Source organism: Ornithinimicrobium tianjinense (genome assembly GCF_014636495.1).
GTDB classification, from domain to species: Bacteria; Actinomycetota; Actinomycetes; order Actinomycetales; family Dermatophilaceae; genus Ornithinicoccus; species Ornithinicoccus tianjinensis.
This window is the reverse complement of record NZ_BMEM01000001.1, coordinates 456026-470102: the sequence shown is the minus strand read 5'-3', so window position 1 is coordinate 470102 and position 14077 is coordinate 456026. Positions and strand designations below refer to the sequence as shown.

Genomic DNA, 14077 nt, shown 5'->3' with positions numbered 1-14077 from the left:
GATAGATGCCAGATCTCAGCCAGATGACGCCGTACGAGCGACGCGCATGGGAGGAGTCCATACGCACCCTTCATGCATCCCGGCGTCAGATCGTCCCGCCGCGAGTGCGTGACAGGACTATGGCGATAGCCACATCCGCCGGTCAGCGGCTGCAGGAGCTTCCGGGTGCCACCTCGGTCCAGGAGATCGTCAGCAGGGTGATGGACGGCACCTTGTCTCTCACCTTTAGGCCGGCGCTGAGAACGGCCACGGCTGACTCGGTCCTCAGGTTGTATACGCGTCATGGCATGGCACTGACGAGCATGGAGGCGGTGCGCAGCCTGCCCCTCGAGGACAGGGACCACCGCCAACCGCGGCGGACACTTTACGCAAGCGTTGCGGCCGGCGAGGGCGCGGCCACAGCGGTGGCGGTGACCGGCAGCGAGATCGCGACCACGGTCAGCGGCGGGGCGACGGCTGGGGTGGTCGTCGGGGCGGTAGCCGTCGACGCGGTCGCGTCTCTAGCGATGATGGGCCGCGCTGTCGGCGATGTCGCGAGCCGCTATGGGTACGACATGCGTGATCCAGGTGAGGAGCTTTTCGCCATGGGCGTGCTCTCGCTTGGTATGGCCGGGGATGTTGGCGCCAAGACCCAGGCCTTGGCCTCCTTGTCCAGACTGACTCAGCGGATGATGCGTCGAGCCACCTGGAGCGAGTTGAACAAGCACGTGCTGGTGAAGGTGTTGCAGAAGGTCTACCAGCGGCTCGGCCTTCGGCTCACGCAGCGCAAGCTGGCCCAGATAGTGCCTGTGGCCGGCATCGGCATCAATGCCGCCCTCACTGCCTCGCTCGTCGACAAGACCTTCGAGCGCGCCCAGGCGGTCTACCGCTTGCGCACTCTGTCGGAGAAGTACGGAATCGATCCCAGCGAGTGGACAAGCGGCACGTCGAGTCGCACCTCTGAGCAGGATGTGGTCGACGTCGTCGAGATCCTGGACGAGACTGACGCGACGGATGACACGCAGCCTGACCCGACATTCGTCTGACCGCGTGCTGTTGCCCACGGCCGTCTGGGCTCAGAACGTGGGCTGGAGCGCTGGAGAGTTGGCAGCGATGCTTTCGTCTGCGTAGGTGCAGTACTTGGGGGTCGCCTTCTGCCATTTTCGTACAGCCTCGTACAGTCCCGAGGCGGCACCCGGAGTGGTCCCTATCGCCTTCGCGGCACGATCGTCAGTCGCCGCTAACCACACCATGTGCCGACCTACGGCAGCGACCCGAAGGCCACCCAAAGCTTCAGCAGCCGCCTCGCTCTCGACGCGAAGACGCTTGCTGATCGCAGCTGACGCCTGCTCTAGTTTCATGTCAACGGGATCACCGGGCGCGAAGACGTCCAGCCGCCCAGCCTTCTGACGGGTGGGTGGGCCCATCGCGGCGTTGTGATGCCAGGTCAGGTCTCGGATGGCCCCGTGGGTGGCTGAGCCCAACATGCGCAGGATCGTCTCCCCGACGCCATCGCCGAAGGGATCGCCCAGACCAAAATCGACAGGTGTTCCCAAGTCCAGCACCAAGCCCCGGCGCCGGAGATGCGTTGCCGGCCACAGGCGTGCGAGGTCATGGTCAATGTCGTCCAGGAAGGGACCGACTTCCTCGACCCACGCGCGCCGGAGCCGAACCGCGATGGCCACATCACCTAGCGCGGATCGTCCGTACACGCCAGGCGCACCTTCCTCGTCCAGGCCATCCGAAGCCGTGTCCGTTGCTGCGATAGAGCCCTCATTGCCCCGCTCAACCAAACCGTTGTCCTCGAGCCAACCACGCACAAACCGCCGCGAGGGTGGGTGCCCGTAGTCAGCCAGTTCATCTCCGCATGGTCAACCGTCTGCGCATCCATCGTGTCCGCAGCCGTTTCGTCGCTCCACAGCATGACCTTCAGCATCTCGGAGGTTGCCTTCCCCGGCCGGCTGCGCGCCAAGAGGCCCTCCCAGATCGTGTGGCGCCTGTCTGCGTCCAGGTCTCGCACGAGACTCGCCACATAGGCCCTGTCATCGCCACCGATGAGCCATGCGCGTTCTATCAGCGCGGGCACATGAGCCGCAGGCGTCGCGGGGTTCGCGAGCAACGCATACACGGAGCCAATGTGGGTGACGTCGACCAATGTGCGCAGCGCTGCGGTCTCGACAACTTCGAGGGGCACGTCGTGGCGTTTCACGAGGGCCTCGATAACCGCTGGGGCAGCAGTCGCGATCACCCTTTTCATCCCAGCGGGAGTCAGGTGCTCGTTCTCTGCCGCGTCAACAGCTGTGGTGACGTCACCGCCCCTGAGGCACAACTGGGTTAGCAGATCGTCGTCGCGGCTCTTCTTGGCCACCTGTCCTGCTGCCCACCTGATGCTGGAAGGGCTGTGGTAGCCGGCAACCGCCGTTGCCATCAGCAGGCCCGGCATCAACGCATTCTCGCCGCCCAGTTCGTCCCACAAGCGGCGAGGCCAGCCCTTAGTCGCCAAGGCGTCGCGTACGAGTTGCTCGCAAGTGTGGACTGGGATCTTGAGCAACGGGTCGTCCGGTGCCCTGTATTCGTCTAGCAAGACATGGATCACATAGCGCATCAGCGTCTCGGAGATGTTCGCCGGGACGGCGATGTGCGTGATCTGCGGCAACAAAAGGTATGGATCACGCTCGGTGGCGACCAGCCGTAGGAGGGTCCCCACCTTTTCGGCTCGCACGCTCGTCCGTCCGCACACGCGTCCCATGAGCCCTGACTCTGTGGCACCGAAGCCCAGGGAATCCAGCACTCGTACCCAGTGGACTTCACTGACTGGGCGGCTCCACAGGTCGGCCAAGTCGTTGAGGAAGACGCTGTCGTAGACCTCCCACGGGACCTCTGCCGATGTCATCAGATAGGCGCCGAGTCCGCTGCCGAGTTGCTCGAGGCCGAGTTTTCGCGCATGCGCGGCGCAGGCATTGAGCCACAGCCCTCCGCGGGGGTCCGCCATGTCGAATCTGGCGAGTTCGTCACAGTGATCGCAGTTTGGAATTACTGGAACGACCGCGACAGTCATAGCGCCGCGTGCATCCCCGTCGTCCAGACCAGCTTCGACTCTCAACCGCTGAGCGATATTTCCCCATGGGGGCATCAAGGGCGTGTCGGAACTGAAAGCGTCGACGTGTTCCCGAACGGCCCAACCCCCACCTTGTTCCCCATCGACTGGCATGCCCAAATCCTAGGGACCAGACCCGACAGACTGCGACGCGGGGGCGGACTTGGTCTCACTCACGGTGTGGGCGTTCTACAGTGAGCACGTCATACGCGGCCCGACGGGCTTCCTCACCGGACACGCCCCCACCCGCACGAGTTTCGTGCTGCCTGGGGAGTCCTGCCGGTGTTCCTGCTTCGATCGTCCGTGCAGGGGTTGTCCGTCGCCGAGGCGCAGCTCGCCCAGCACATCGCGGAGCAGATGGCCATCACGACAGGTCACTCGGCCTCCCTCTCCGAGCGCCGCTCGTGGGAGCGCAGCCTCCCCCGCCTGCGGGCCGACCTCATGGACGCCGGGCTCGGTGACGTCGAGATGCTCATCGAGTATCAGCTGCCGCTCACAAGCAAGCGCGCCGACGTCGTCCTCGCCGGGCAGCATCCACAGACGGGGCGCGCGTCATACCTCGTGGTGGAGCTCAAGCAGTGGAGCGAGGCGGAGCGGTTCGAGGACAGCGACGTCCTGGTGCGCATCGACGGCTACGGCAACCACCCCGTGCTGCACCCGCTGGAGCAGGTGCGCGGCTACTGCGACTACCTCACCGACTTCGTCGTCACGCTGGCCGAGGACGCGCACGAGCTGGCCGGCACGGCATACCTGCACAACGCGACCAACCTGGGCATCGCGGACCTGCGCGACATGGCGGTCCCGGACCCGGCGAGGCCGGCGCGGATGTTCAGCGGGCAGGACCGGGGCGAGTTCCTCGACTACCTCAAGAGCCGCTTCGCCCCCGGGGTGCCAGGCGCCGGGTATGCCGACCGGCTGCTCGACAGCCGCATCGCCCCGTCCAAGCAGCTGCTCGCGCTGGCCGCGGACGAGGTGCAGCGGCGCGAGCAGTTCGTCCTGCTCGACGAGCAGCGCGACGCCTACGAGCTGGTGCTGCACGCGGTCGAGAAGGCGCGGCGCGGCAACACCAAGACGGCGGTCGTCGTCAGCGGCGGGCCCGGCAGCGGCAAGAGCGTGATCGCCCTGTCCCTGATGGGCGAGCTGTCGCGGCAGGGGCGCGCGGTCATGCACGCGACCGGGTCGCAGTCGTTCACGCAGACGCTGCGCAGGGTGGCCGCGGCCCGCGCGCCGCGGGTGCGCAAGATGTTCAGCTACTTCAACAGCTTCATGGCGGCCGAACCTAACGAGCTGGAGTGCCTCATCCTCGACGAGGCGCACCGCATCCGGGAGACGTCGGAGTCGCGCTTCACCCGCAAGGAGCGCCGGACCGGGAGGCCGCAGCTGGACGAGCTGCTCAGCGCCGCGCGGGTGCCGGTCTTCCTGCTCGACCAGAACCAGGTGGTGCGGCCCGGCGAGATGGGGACGGTCCAGGCGATCACCGAGTATGCCGAGTCGCTCGGCATGGGCGTGCACGAGATCGACCTCGACGACCAGTTCCGGTGCGGCGGGTCCGCGCTGTATGTCGAGTGGGTCGAGCGGCTGCTCGGGCTGGCCCCCGGCGGGCCGTTCGTCTGGGGGGGGGACGGGACGTTTGAGCTGCACGTCGTGGACTCCCCCGACGAGCTCGAGCACGTGCTGGCACTGCGGCAGGAGGACGGCTACACCGCGCGGATGGCGGCCGGCTACTGCTGGCCGTGGTCGGACCCCGAGCCCGACGGGACGCTCGTGCACGACGTGCGGATCGGCGACTGGTCGCGGCCGTGGAACCTCAAGGGCGAGCGCTCGGTCGGCGGGGCACCGGCGGCGGCGCTGTGGGCGACGGACCCCGCCGGCTTCGGGCAGGTGGGCTGCATCTACACCGCGCAGGGGTTCGAGTACGACCACGCCGGGATCATCATCGGCCCCGACCTGGTCTGGCGTGACGGTCGGTGGCGCGCGGTGCGCGAGGGCAACCGCGACCCCGTGCTGCGCAACCGCACGAAGGTGGCGGACCGCGACTTCGACCGGCTCGTCCGCAACGTCTACAAGGTGCTGCTGACACGCGGGATGCAGAGCGCCTGGATCTACTCGACCGACCCGCAGACCAGGGACTTCCTCCGGGGCATCGTCCGGGGGTAGCGGGCGGCGCTGCCGCCCTTGACCACAACCACATACCGACGGATCGACAGGCTTCCGCTGCTGGACACGCCTCCCCCGTGATGAGCACGAGGCAGAGCTGTGACCAGCTGGGTCGTCACGATCGACAGGCAGCACCCTGGCCACTGGGCCATCGCTAAAGAGCACGGCTTCTGGGACCTGACTCGGGGGCGCGCAATAGCAGCAGGAGACTTGGTCTACTTCTGGCAGGCGGGCAAGTCGTTCTTGGCTCAGACGAGAGCCACTTCCGATGCCATGCCTCTGGAGCCCGGCAGCACTGCCTCGTGGGAGGACTCGGGCACGCGCAGCTACGCGGCGCGATTCGAGTTCGAGGTGATCAGCGAATCGCCCCTGGCGCAGCCCAAGTGGATCATCGATGTCGGGCCTCAACTGACGGGCAAGGTTCCAGACCTCCGCAGCATCCCGAGCTTCGATCACCCGGACGACGAGCGGCTCGCGTCGTATTTCGCGGCCAGCCCTCTCGAGGTCGTGCTGGCGGAGTTGCTGCTCGAGAGCCCCGACGAACCATCCGAAGAAGTCGTCCGCCTCGATCTGTCGATCCTCGACGAGGATCAGCGGAAGGTGGTCGAGCAGATCGTCGCGATCCGAGAAGGACAGTCCGAGTTCCGACAGTCCCTCCTGAAGGTCTATGACGGCTGCGCCGTGACAGGGACGCGGTTCGAGGCGTCCCTTGATGCGGCACACATCTCCCCCTACAAGGGCCTCCAGTCCAACAAGGTGCGCAACGGGCTGATCCTCCGGAAAGATGTCCACCGCCTCTTCGACCTCGATCTGCTGGCGCTGGAGGATGACGGCACCATCAGGGTCGCTCCTGAGGTGACGGAACCCATCTACCGAGAGCTGGACGGCAACACTGCCCACTTCCCCAGCGACCCGACGAGTCGTCCCGACCCTGCGGTCCTGGCGGCGCACCGCGCCAAGTGCACATGGCTTCCCCCGGCTGCAGCCGGGCCGGCCGCCGTGACCGATGAGCACGTGCTGTTCTGAGCACATGGACATCGAAGCCCTGCAGGACCGGCTCAGAGCCTTCGCCGTGGACCGCGACTGGGAGCAGTTCCACACGCCGAAGAACCTGGCGACGGCTCTGTCGGTCGAGTCCTCCGAGCTGCTGGAGATCTTCCAGTGGCTGACTGACGAGCAGTCACGAGCCGTCATGACGACCCCCGAGTCGGACCACGTGCGTCAGGAGATGGCAGATGTGCTGATCTACCTGCTTCGCCTGGCAGACGTCCTTGACGTCGACCTCGCGGCCGCGGTCGAGTCCAAGGTCGAGGACAACGCTGTCCGCTACCCGCCTGCAAGAGGGGGCGCCTGACCTCTACAGCCGGTCGATCCAGGTGTCTTCGTCCCGGTCGTCCCACGCCGAGCGGGCAGCCCCGCCGCCCACGGTGGCTCCGTCACCGAGGACCGAGAGCACCTTGAGCCCCTCCTGGTGGGTGAGCGAGCGCAACGACTCCACCGGCCGTCCCGCGGCAGACTCGATCGCCTCCTGGCGCTGGCTCATCGAGCTCAGACCCCTGGCATCGAGCGTCTCCCGGAGTCTCTGGACGATCCAGTCGGCGATGGGCCTCGGCGTGGCGGGAGGTGCGACTGGCTTGGGCTCGTCACCGAAGAGTGCGGGGGTCTCTGACACACAACAACCCTAGCCAGGTTCTACGTGCTCCCTGATAACCTGCCGCCGTCCGCGTCGGCCGATGCGTGGGGTGCAAGGACGCGTCCCTCCCGTCCGCCGGTTCGCAGTTCAGCAGGGGGACCGATGAAACGCATCCACGGCATGGGGCTCACATGACCGTGCCAGAGCAATGGCGCGGGACCACCGCTGACCGCGATGACTGGATCCTCGTGCGCCGCGAGGAAGGGTTCGTCCTGCGGCACGGCCCCGAGGAGTCACACATTCCCGCGTCCGAGGCTGACCGCATCGCGGTGACCCGCCGATGGTGGCGCGCCACGGTCACGGTCGCGGGGGTGTCGGAGAGGGTGGGGGCGCTCCGCGGTCTGACCCGCGAGGAGGGTAGCCGGCTCGAAGCCGCGGTGCAGGAAGCGCTCTCGAAGTCCCTCGCTGCCTGGACCCAGACGGTGACGACGACGATCGAGACGGCACGTCGGGATCTTCGGTGGATCACGCAGGAGGAGGTCTCCGCCCTTCTCGCCGCTCGCCCACGGATCGCCGACACCGGATCGTCCGGCACGTGGAGTGCGGACGCATCCGGCCCCCTCCAGCTGAGCGAGGAGGGGACACGCCGCTGGGTGGGGACCGTCAACGAGGAGGTTGCCGCTGCGATCCTCCAGTCGCAGAGGCGGTTCTTCGACACGATCGAGAGCAGCCCCCTCACCCACGAGCAGGCCCGCGCAGTGGTGACCTACGACAACCGCGTGAACGTCATCGCCGCTGCCGGGTCGGGCAAGACCTCGGTCATGGTCGCCCGGGCTGCGTATGCCGTCGCGCGTCAGCTGGCGAAGCCGGAGGAGATCGTCCTCCTCGCCTTCAACAAGGACGCAGCCCAGGAGCTGCAAACGCGGATCCAGCGCCGGTTCGAGGCCGCGGGGCTCTCCGCCGACGGAGTCGTCGCCTCGACCTTCCACGCCTTCGGGCTGCAGGTCATCGGCCGGGCGACGGGGCGCAAGCCGACGGTCGCGCCCTGGCTGACCGACGGCAACGAGCTGGAGGTCCTGTCTGACATCGTGGACGAGCTGAAGGCGAAGGACCCTCAGTTCGACCACGCCTGGGACTGGTTCCGACTCCTCTTGCCCCGTCCCGAGGAGGACTCCACCGAGCCCGCCACTCCCGACGCCTGGGATCCCGTGCGACGCGTCTCGGGCTACAGGGCCATGGACGGGCGGATGGTCCGCAGCGAGGGGGAGCGCCGGATCGCGAACTTCCTCTACCTGCACGGCGTGAGATACGACTACGAGCACCCCTACCAGCACGACACCGCCGACGCCGAGCACCGGCAGTACCACCCCGACTTCTACTACCCCGACATCGACGTCTGGCACGAGCACTGGGGCGTGGACGCCCACGGCAAACCCAAGGCGGACTGGACAGACTACGACCAGGGTATGGAGTGGAAGCGCCAGCTCCACCGTGACCGGGGCACGACGCTGCTGGAGACCACCTGGGCCGGGGTGATGGAGGGCGACGACCTGACGCAGCTGAGAGACAAGCTCGTCCAGCACGGCATACGCCTGGACTGGGACCCGACTCGTCCACCCGCCAGGGGCGTCAAGACCGTGACCGACGCCGACATGCTGCGCCTGGTCCGCACCTTTATGGTGCACGTCAAGGCAAACAGGGTGGGCCCGCAGGAGAGTCGCGCGGCGCCTGGATGCAGGGCGCATCCGTAACAAGGCGCGAGCCAGGATGTTCCTGGATCTCTACTGGCCGATCCACGACGCCTGGCAGGCCAGGCTCCTCGACGGAGGTTTCGTCGACTTCGAAGACATGCTGGTGCAGGCCGCCGACCACCTCGAGTCCGGACGCTACGTCAGCCCCTACCGACTGGTCATGGTCGACGAGCTGCAGGACGCCAGCCGGGCCCGGGCACGGCTCACCCAGGCGCTCGTCAGGCAGCCCGGCCGGCACCTGCTCGCCGTCGGGGACGACTGGCAGTCCATCAACCGCTTCGCCGGCGCCGACCTGAGCGTGGTGACCCGCTTCCACGACCACTTCGGTCCTGGGCCCACCGTGCACCTGACCAAGACCTTCCGCTGTCACCAGTCGATCAGCGACACCGCGGCGAGGTTCGTCGGCAAGAACCCCGACCAGCTGACGAAGGGCGTCGTCTCGGTGAACGACCGGCCGGTCGATCCGGCCGCGCACGAAGGGGTCCAGCTGCGGTCCATTCCGAGTGCGGCCGAGGTGCCCCGAGCCATCGGCGACTTCCTCGACCAGCTTCGCGACGCCATACACGAAGGCCACATCACCGGCGACTCTGTGAGCGTCGACGTCCTGGGACGCTACAACCAGGACCGCAGTCTCATGCCACGCGTTTCCCCTCGGGGCGTCCGTCTGGCCTTCCGCACCATCCACTCGGCCAAGGGGTTAGAGGCCGACTACGTCGTCGTCCCGAACCTGTCGGCCGGGTCCTACGCCTTCCCGAGCCGCATCGCGGACGACCCGGTCCTGGCGCTGGCGATCACCGAGGGCGACAGCTATCCGCACGCCGAGGAGCGCCGTCTCTTCTACGTGGCCCTGACCCGAGCCCGGCGAGGGGTGCTGCTGATCTCTCCCGAGCACAACCCCTCGCCGTTCGTCACCGAGCTGATCCAGGACGGACTCGTGCAGGACGTGGGGCCGCGCCCGGTCGCCACCCCGTGCCCCGGGTGCCGGGTCGGCGTCCTCCGCCCGCGCTCCGGCCGCACGGGCCACTTCTGGGGCTGCAGCACCTTCCCGGCGTGCACCTACACGAGCAACACCCTGCCGCTGGCGGGAGTGAGCCTCCCCACGCGCACGACCCAACGACCACCCTTCTGAGAGGTGCAGCATCGTGACCGAGACGGATTCCTCCACCACGCGTCCCCGAGCCATGCGGCTGCGGTATGCCGGTCAGTGCCGGGAGCGCACCACCGAGCTGCAACGTGGCACGCGTGCGGTCTACGACCGTGCGACCAAGACGGTCTGCTGCCTCTCCTGCAACGAGACCCGAACCGGCGGCGGAGAGCCAGAAGCTCCGGTCGACACCGGCACCGCCACCAGCATGGGAGAGGTCGAGCACGAGCAGCCCGCTGGCCCAGACCTCGTGCCGGAGGAACCGACGGTTGTGGACACCTCACCGGGCGTCGCCGGCTCGTCCGCCCGCCGCGAGCACGAGCGTCGCGTCGCCGCCCGCGAGCAGCGAATCCGAAGCAAGCACCCGCGGCTCGGCGGGCTCATCCTCGCCGTCTCCGACGACCCCCAGACCACCAAGGCCTGGGCGACGGGCGCGGTCGGCGAGGAAAGGCTCGGACGTCGGCTCGACGCCGTGGCCGGCCCCCTGGTCAGGGTGCTGCACGACCGACGCATCCCGGGGAGCGGGGCCAACCTCGATCACCTGGTCGTGTGCCCGACCGGGGTCTACGTCGTCGACGCAAAGCGCTACAAGGGCAGGCCGCACCGCGTCGTCGAAGGAGGTCTCTTCACGCCCCGCACGGAGAAGCTGCTGGTCGGCCGACGCGACTGCAGCAAGCTCATGGACGCCGGCCTCAAGCAGGCCGACCTCGTGCGGGCGGCGCTCGCCGACGACACCGTCACGGTGCGCAGCGTGCTCTGCTTCGTCGAGGCCGACTGGCCGTTGCTCGGCGGCGACTTCGTCGTCCGCGACGTGATAGTCACCTGGCCGAAGAAGCTGGCTGCGACGATCGGGCGGTCGGGGCCGCTGAGTGAGGATCAGGTCGCGGCCGTGCACGAGCGACTCGCGAGCGCCTTTCCCCCGGCCTAGTTCGCACACCCGCTCGTGCTGGTGCCGTCGACGGCGAGGAGTCGACCCCCTCGGCCCTGCCGGGTCCGCGAGTTTGGTGTCTCGGGGTCTGCCCCGATCTGGTGAGACGGCAGGTCGGGCTGAGCACCGTCGCCCTGGAATCTCCCACGGCCTAAACTGGTTGACACATCAAGTTCCTTTCCTGCTCCCCCTGGAGACACCCTTGCCCAGCTACGGACACACCCTCCGGTTCGGCGTCGAGGTCCGCGCGCCCGCGGCCGCACCCGGCGTCGTGGTCGAGGCAGCCGTGCTCGCCGAGCAGCTCGGCGCCGACCTCGTGCTCCTCCCCGAGGGCGAGGACGAGGGCGGCCTTGACGCGTGGAGCCTGGCGACCTGGACGGCCGGGCGGACCACCACGGCGCACGTGGGCGCCACCCGTCTCGACCCGCTGGCCCGGCCGGCGTCCACGCTCGCCCGGGCCGCGGCCAGCCTGCAGCTGCTCTCCGGCGAGCGTGCGCTGCTGTCGCTGGCCGCCGGCGAGGACCCCCGGCGGCTGGTCGCCGCCGAGGAGACGGTCGCCGTCCTGAGGGCGATGCAGGACACCTCCCAGCCCCGGGCCCCGCTCCGGGGCACCCACCAGCATCTCGACGGCGCCGAGCCCGGACCTGCCCTCGACCGCGAGGTCCCCGTCTGGCTGCACGGGTCGCACGAGAAGGCCGCCGCGCTGGCCGGCCGGGTTGCCGACGGCTGGATGGTCGACCTGGCCGAGCTCAGCGACGAGAGGGACCAGGCACAGGAGCTCGCCCGGCTCACCGCGGCCCTCGACTCGGCCGCGACCGGAGCCGGGCGCGACCCGCGCGAGGTCCGGCGGGCCGCCGTCCTGCGCGCGGACGACCCCCTCGACACCGACGGGCTCGTCGCGCTCGCGGTCGACCACGGCATCAGCGTCCTGGTCCTCCCCGTTGACGGTGCCGCCGGTCTGACCGCGCGGGACCGTTACCTCCTGGAGCGGATCGCCCCCACCGTCCGCGAGCGGGTCGAGGACGCCCTGCCGCCCGGCACGCTCACCGACCGACCCGTGCGCCGGGCCGACGTCCGCGCGCGCCGGCGCCCGGGCATCGCCTACGACGAGGTGCCCGAGTCCCTCGCCGGGGCGACCGTGGAGCCGGGTGACAGCGCCTTCGCACGGGTGCGATCGACATACCTGCGAGGAGGCGACCCGGGACTGGTCCTGCGTCCGGGCACCGTCGGCGAGGTCGTCGAGGCGGTCGGCTTCGCGCGCTCCCACCGGCACCTGCCGCTGGGGATCCGCAGCGGCGGGCACGGCATCAGCGGCCGCTCCACCAACGACGGCGGCCTGGTCATCGACGTCGGCCGGCTCGACGACATCACCGTCCTCGACGAGGCCGCCCGGCTGGTCCGGATCGGCCCCGGCGCGCGCTGGCGCGACGTCGCCACCGCCCTGCAGCCGCACGGGTGGGCGCTGAGCTCGGGCGACTACGGCGGGGTCGGCGTCGGCGGGCTCGCGACCGCGGGCGGCATCGGCTTCCTCGGGCGCGCGCATGGGCTGACGATCGACCACGTGCGGGCGGTCGAGATGGTGCTGGCCGACGGGAGCCTCGTGCGGGCGAGCGCGACCGAGCACCCCGAGCTGTTCTGGGCCGTGCGCGGCGCCGGAGCCAACTTCGGGATCGCGGTCGCGTTCGAGTTCCAGGTCGACCAGGTCGGCGACGTGGGCTGGGCCCAGCTGGCGTTCCAGGTGGACGACGCGGCGGCATACCTCCAGGCGTTCGGGCGCGTCGTCGCGGCGACCCCGCGCCGGACCACGCCGTTCCTCATCCTCAGCCGGGGCGTCGCGCACGTGATGGCGATGGTCGACTCCTCCGACCCCGACGAGATCGTGGCGGACCTGCAGCCGTTCGCGGAGATCGCGCCGCTGGTGCAGCAGCAGGTGGTGGTCGCCCCCTACGCCGCGGTGATGAACATGTTCCCGGAGTCGCCGCACGCCGGGCGCGGCGAGCCGGTGTCGAGGTCGGTGCTGGTGCGCGAGATCACGCCCGCCTTCGCCGCCGCGTCGGCCGACCTGATCGCCAGCGGCGCGGCGCACTGGTACCAGATCCGGTCCGTCGGCGGCGCCGTCGCCGACGTGCCCGCCGACGCGACGGCTTTCGCCCACCGCGACGCGGGCTTCTCGCTCACGGTGATGGGCGCGGACGCGGGCCGGGTCGACCGGTGGTTCGACCGGGTGCGCGCGCACGCGCAGGGGCTTTACCTCAGCTTCGAGAGCGACCCGGACCCGGCGCGGGTCGTCGAGGCCTTCCCGCCGGCCACGCTGGAGCGGCTGCGCCGGCTCAAGGCCGAGCTCGACCCCGACAACCTCTTCCGCGACAACTTCCCCATTGTCCACCACGGCACCAGGAGCGCATCTTGAGCACCGACTACGGCCACGACCTGCTCTTCGGCACCTTCGTGACCCCGACCAACCACCCCGCCCACCAGGCCGTCGAGCAGGCGGTCGTCGCCGACGAGGCCGGGCTCGACCTGGTCACCTTCCAGGACCACCCCTACGTCGCGAAGTTCCACGACACCTGGACGCTGATGGCGTATGCCGCAGCGCGCACCTCGCGCGTCCGGCTCGCCGCGAACGTCCACAACCTGCCTCTGCGCCCGCCGGCCGTCCTCGCGCGGGCCGCCGCCTCCCTCGACCTGCTCAGCGGCGGCCGGGTGGAGCTGGGCCTGGGCGCCGGCGGCTTCTGGGACGGGGTCGGCGCGATGGGCGGGCCGCGGCGCACGCCCGGGGAGTCGATCGAGGCGCTCGACGAGGCGATCCAGATCATCCGCGGCATCTGGGACACCGAGAGCCGCGGCGGGGTCTCGGTGCGGGGCAGGCACTACGACGTCCACGGCGCCAGGCGCGGCCCGGCCCCTGCGCACCCGATCGGCATCTGGGTCGGCGCCTACAAGCCGCGCATCCTGCGCCTCGTCGGCCGCGCCGCCGACGGGTGGCTGCCGTCGCTGGCCTACCTGCAGGGCGGGGTGAGCGACCTGACCGAGATGAACCGGCGGATCGACGACGCCGCCGAGGCCGCCGGTCGACGGCCGACCGACGTGCGCCGGCTGCTCAACATCGGCGGCCGCTTCGCCGCGCAGCGCGGCGGCTTCCTCCAGGGGCCGCCCGCGCAGTGGGCCGAGGAGCTCGCCGAGGTCGCGCTGACCTACGGCACCAGCGGCTTCGTGCTCGCCTCCGACGACACGACGACGACGCAGACCTTCGCCGCCGAGGTGGCGCCGGCGGTGCGGGAGCTCGTGGCTGCGGCCCGGGCGTCCTGACCGACGCTGCCCACGGCCGCACGGTGGGCTGCACAGCTGTTGGTGTATCTCTGGTGTAGATGACGCGGACCAACATCGA

At 69.5% G+C, this 14077-nt stretch carries 12 protein-coding genes; 9 read left to right on the top strand and 3 right to left on the bottom strand.

The annotated features are described in order from the left end of the window. Positions 1-5 precede the first annotated feature (5 nt). Positions 6-1025 carry an EcsC family protein gene (locus IEV65_RS02290; RefSeq protein WP_188427983.1) on the top strand — a complete coding sequence of 340 codons (1020 nt, stop codon included), beginning with the start codon at positions 6-8 and terminating at the stop codon, positions 1023-1025. A 30-nt stretch (positions 1026-1055) separates the two neighbouring features. Here IEV65_RS02290 and IEV65_RS02285 read toward each other — a convergent pair whose 3' ends face one another. Beyond that, positions 1056-1691 carry a hypothetical protein gene (locus tag IEV65_RS02285; RefSeq protein ID WP_188427982.1) on the bottom strand — a complete coding sequence of 212 codons (636 nt, stop codon included), beginning with the start codon at positions 1689-1691 and terminating at the stop codon, positions 1056-1058. Then, positions 1670-3037, bottom strand: a complete 1368-nt coding sequence (locus tag IEV65_RS02280; protein WP_188427981.1) for a hypothetical protein — start codon at positions 3035-3037, stop codon at positions 1670-1672. Before IEV65_RS02280 ends, IEV65_RS02285 begins: the two co-directional genes overlap by 22 nt. A 321-nt stretch (positions 3038-3358) precedes the next feature. Between IEV65_RS02280 and IEV65_RS02275 the strand changes: the two genes are divergently transcribed. From IEV65_RS02275 to IEV65_RS02265, 3 genes are all read left to right on the top strand, one after another. Continuing rightward, the gene (locus tag IEV65_RS02275; protein WP_229734797.1) at positions 3359-5233 is read left to right on the top strand and encodes a DUF2075 domain-containing protein; all 1875 of its coding nucleotides are present in this window, start codon (positions 3359-3361) and stop codon (positions 5231-5233) included. Between the two features lie 99 nt (positions 5234-5332). Then, the gene (locus IEV65_RS02270; protein WP_188427980.1) at positions 5333-6259 is read left to right on the top strand and encodes an HNH endonuclease; all 927 of its coding nucleotides are present in this window, start codon (positions 5333-5335) and stop codon (positions 6257-6259) included. 4 nt (positions 6260-6263) lie between these two features. After that, entirely contained in the window at positions 6264-6587 is a 324-nt protein-coding gene (locus IEV65_RS02265) for a nucleotide pyrophosphohydrolase (protein WP_188427979.1), read from the top strand. A 3-nt stretch (positions 6588-6590) separates the two neighbouring features. On the opposite strand, the gene IEV65_RS02260 is transcribed toward IEV65_RS02265, so the two are convergent. Continuing rightward, the gene (locus tag IEV65_RS02260) at positions 6591-6776 is read right to left on the bottom strand and encodes a hypothetical protein (RefSeq protein WP_188427978.1); all 186 of its coding nucleotides are present in this window, start codon (positions 6774-6776) and stop codon (positions 6591-6593) included. A gap of 281 nt (positions 6777-7057) precedes the next feature. Here IEV65_RS02260 and IEV65_RS02255 point away from each other — a divergent pair, with 281 nt between their 5' ends. From IEV65_RS02255 to IEV65_RS02235, 5 genes are all read left to right on the top strand, one after another. Continuing rightward, positions 7058-8617 carry a UvrD-helicase domain-containing protein gene (locus IEV65_RS02255; protein ID WP_188427977.1) on the top strand — a complete coding sequence of 520 codons (1560 nt, stop codon included), beginning with the start codon at positions 7058-7060 and terminating at the stop codon, positions 8615-8617. Positions 8618-8633: 16 nt separating this feature from the next. Then, positions 8634-9746, top strand: coding sequence for a UvrD-helicase domain-containing protein (locus IEV65_RS02250; RefSeq protein ID WP_188427976.1), 1113 nt, complete (start codon positions 8634-8636; stop codon positions 9744-9746). A 13-nt stretch (positions 9747-9759) separates the two neighbouring features. Beyond that, the gene (locus IEV65_RS02245) at positions 9760-10689 is read left to right on the top strand and encodes a nuclease-related domain-containing protein (protein WP_229734796.1); all 930 of its coding nucleotides are present in this window, start codon (positions 9760-9762) and stop codon (positions 10687-10689) included. Positions 10690-10891: 202 nt separating this feature from the next. Then, positions 10892-13099 carry an LLM class flavin-dependent oxidoreductase gene (locus IEV65_RS02240; protein WP_188427975.1) on the top strand — a complete coding sequence of 736 codons (2208 nt, stop codon included), beginning with the start codon at positions 10892-10894 and terminating at the stop codon, positions 13097-13099. After that, positions 13096-13998: an LLM class flavin-dependent oxidoreductase gene (locus IEV65_RS02235; RefSeq protein WP_188427974.1), complete on the top strand. Its 903-nt coding sequence runs from the start codon at positions 13096-13098 to the stop codon at positions 13996-13998. Before IEV65_RS02240 ends, IEV65_RS02235 begins: the two co-directional genes overlap by 4 nt. Positions 13999-14077 lie beyond the last annotated feature (79 nt).

Coding starts and splice junctions, on each gene's coding strand:
- IEV65_RS02280 (WP_188427981.1), bottom strand. CDS start 3,037: ATGACTGTCGCGGTCGTTCCAGTAATTCCAAACTGCGATCACTGTGAC.
- IEV65_RS02290 (WP_188427983.1), top strand. CDS start 6: ATGCCAGATCTCAGCCAGATGACGCCGTACGAGCGACGCGCATGGGAG.
- IEV65_RS02260 (WP_188427978.1), bottom strand. CDS start 6,776: ATGAGCCAGCGCCAGGAGGCGATCGAGTCTGCCGCGGGACGGCCGGTG.
- IEV65_RS02250 (WP_188427976.1), top strand. CDS start 8,634: ATGTTCCTGGATCTCTACTGGCCGATCCACGACGCCTGGCAGGCCAGG.
- IEV65_RS02255 (WP_188427977.1), top strand. CDS start 7,058: ATGACCGTGCCAGAGCAATGGCGCGGGACCACCGCTGACCGCGATGAC.
- IEV65_RS02265 (WP_188427979.1), top strand. CDS start 6,264: ATGGACATCGAAGCCCTGCAGGACCGGCTCAGAGCCTTCGCCGTGGAC.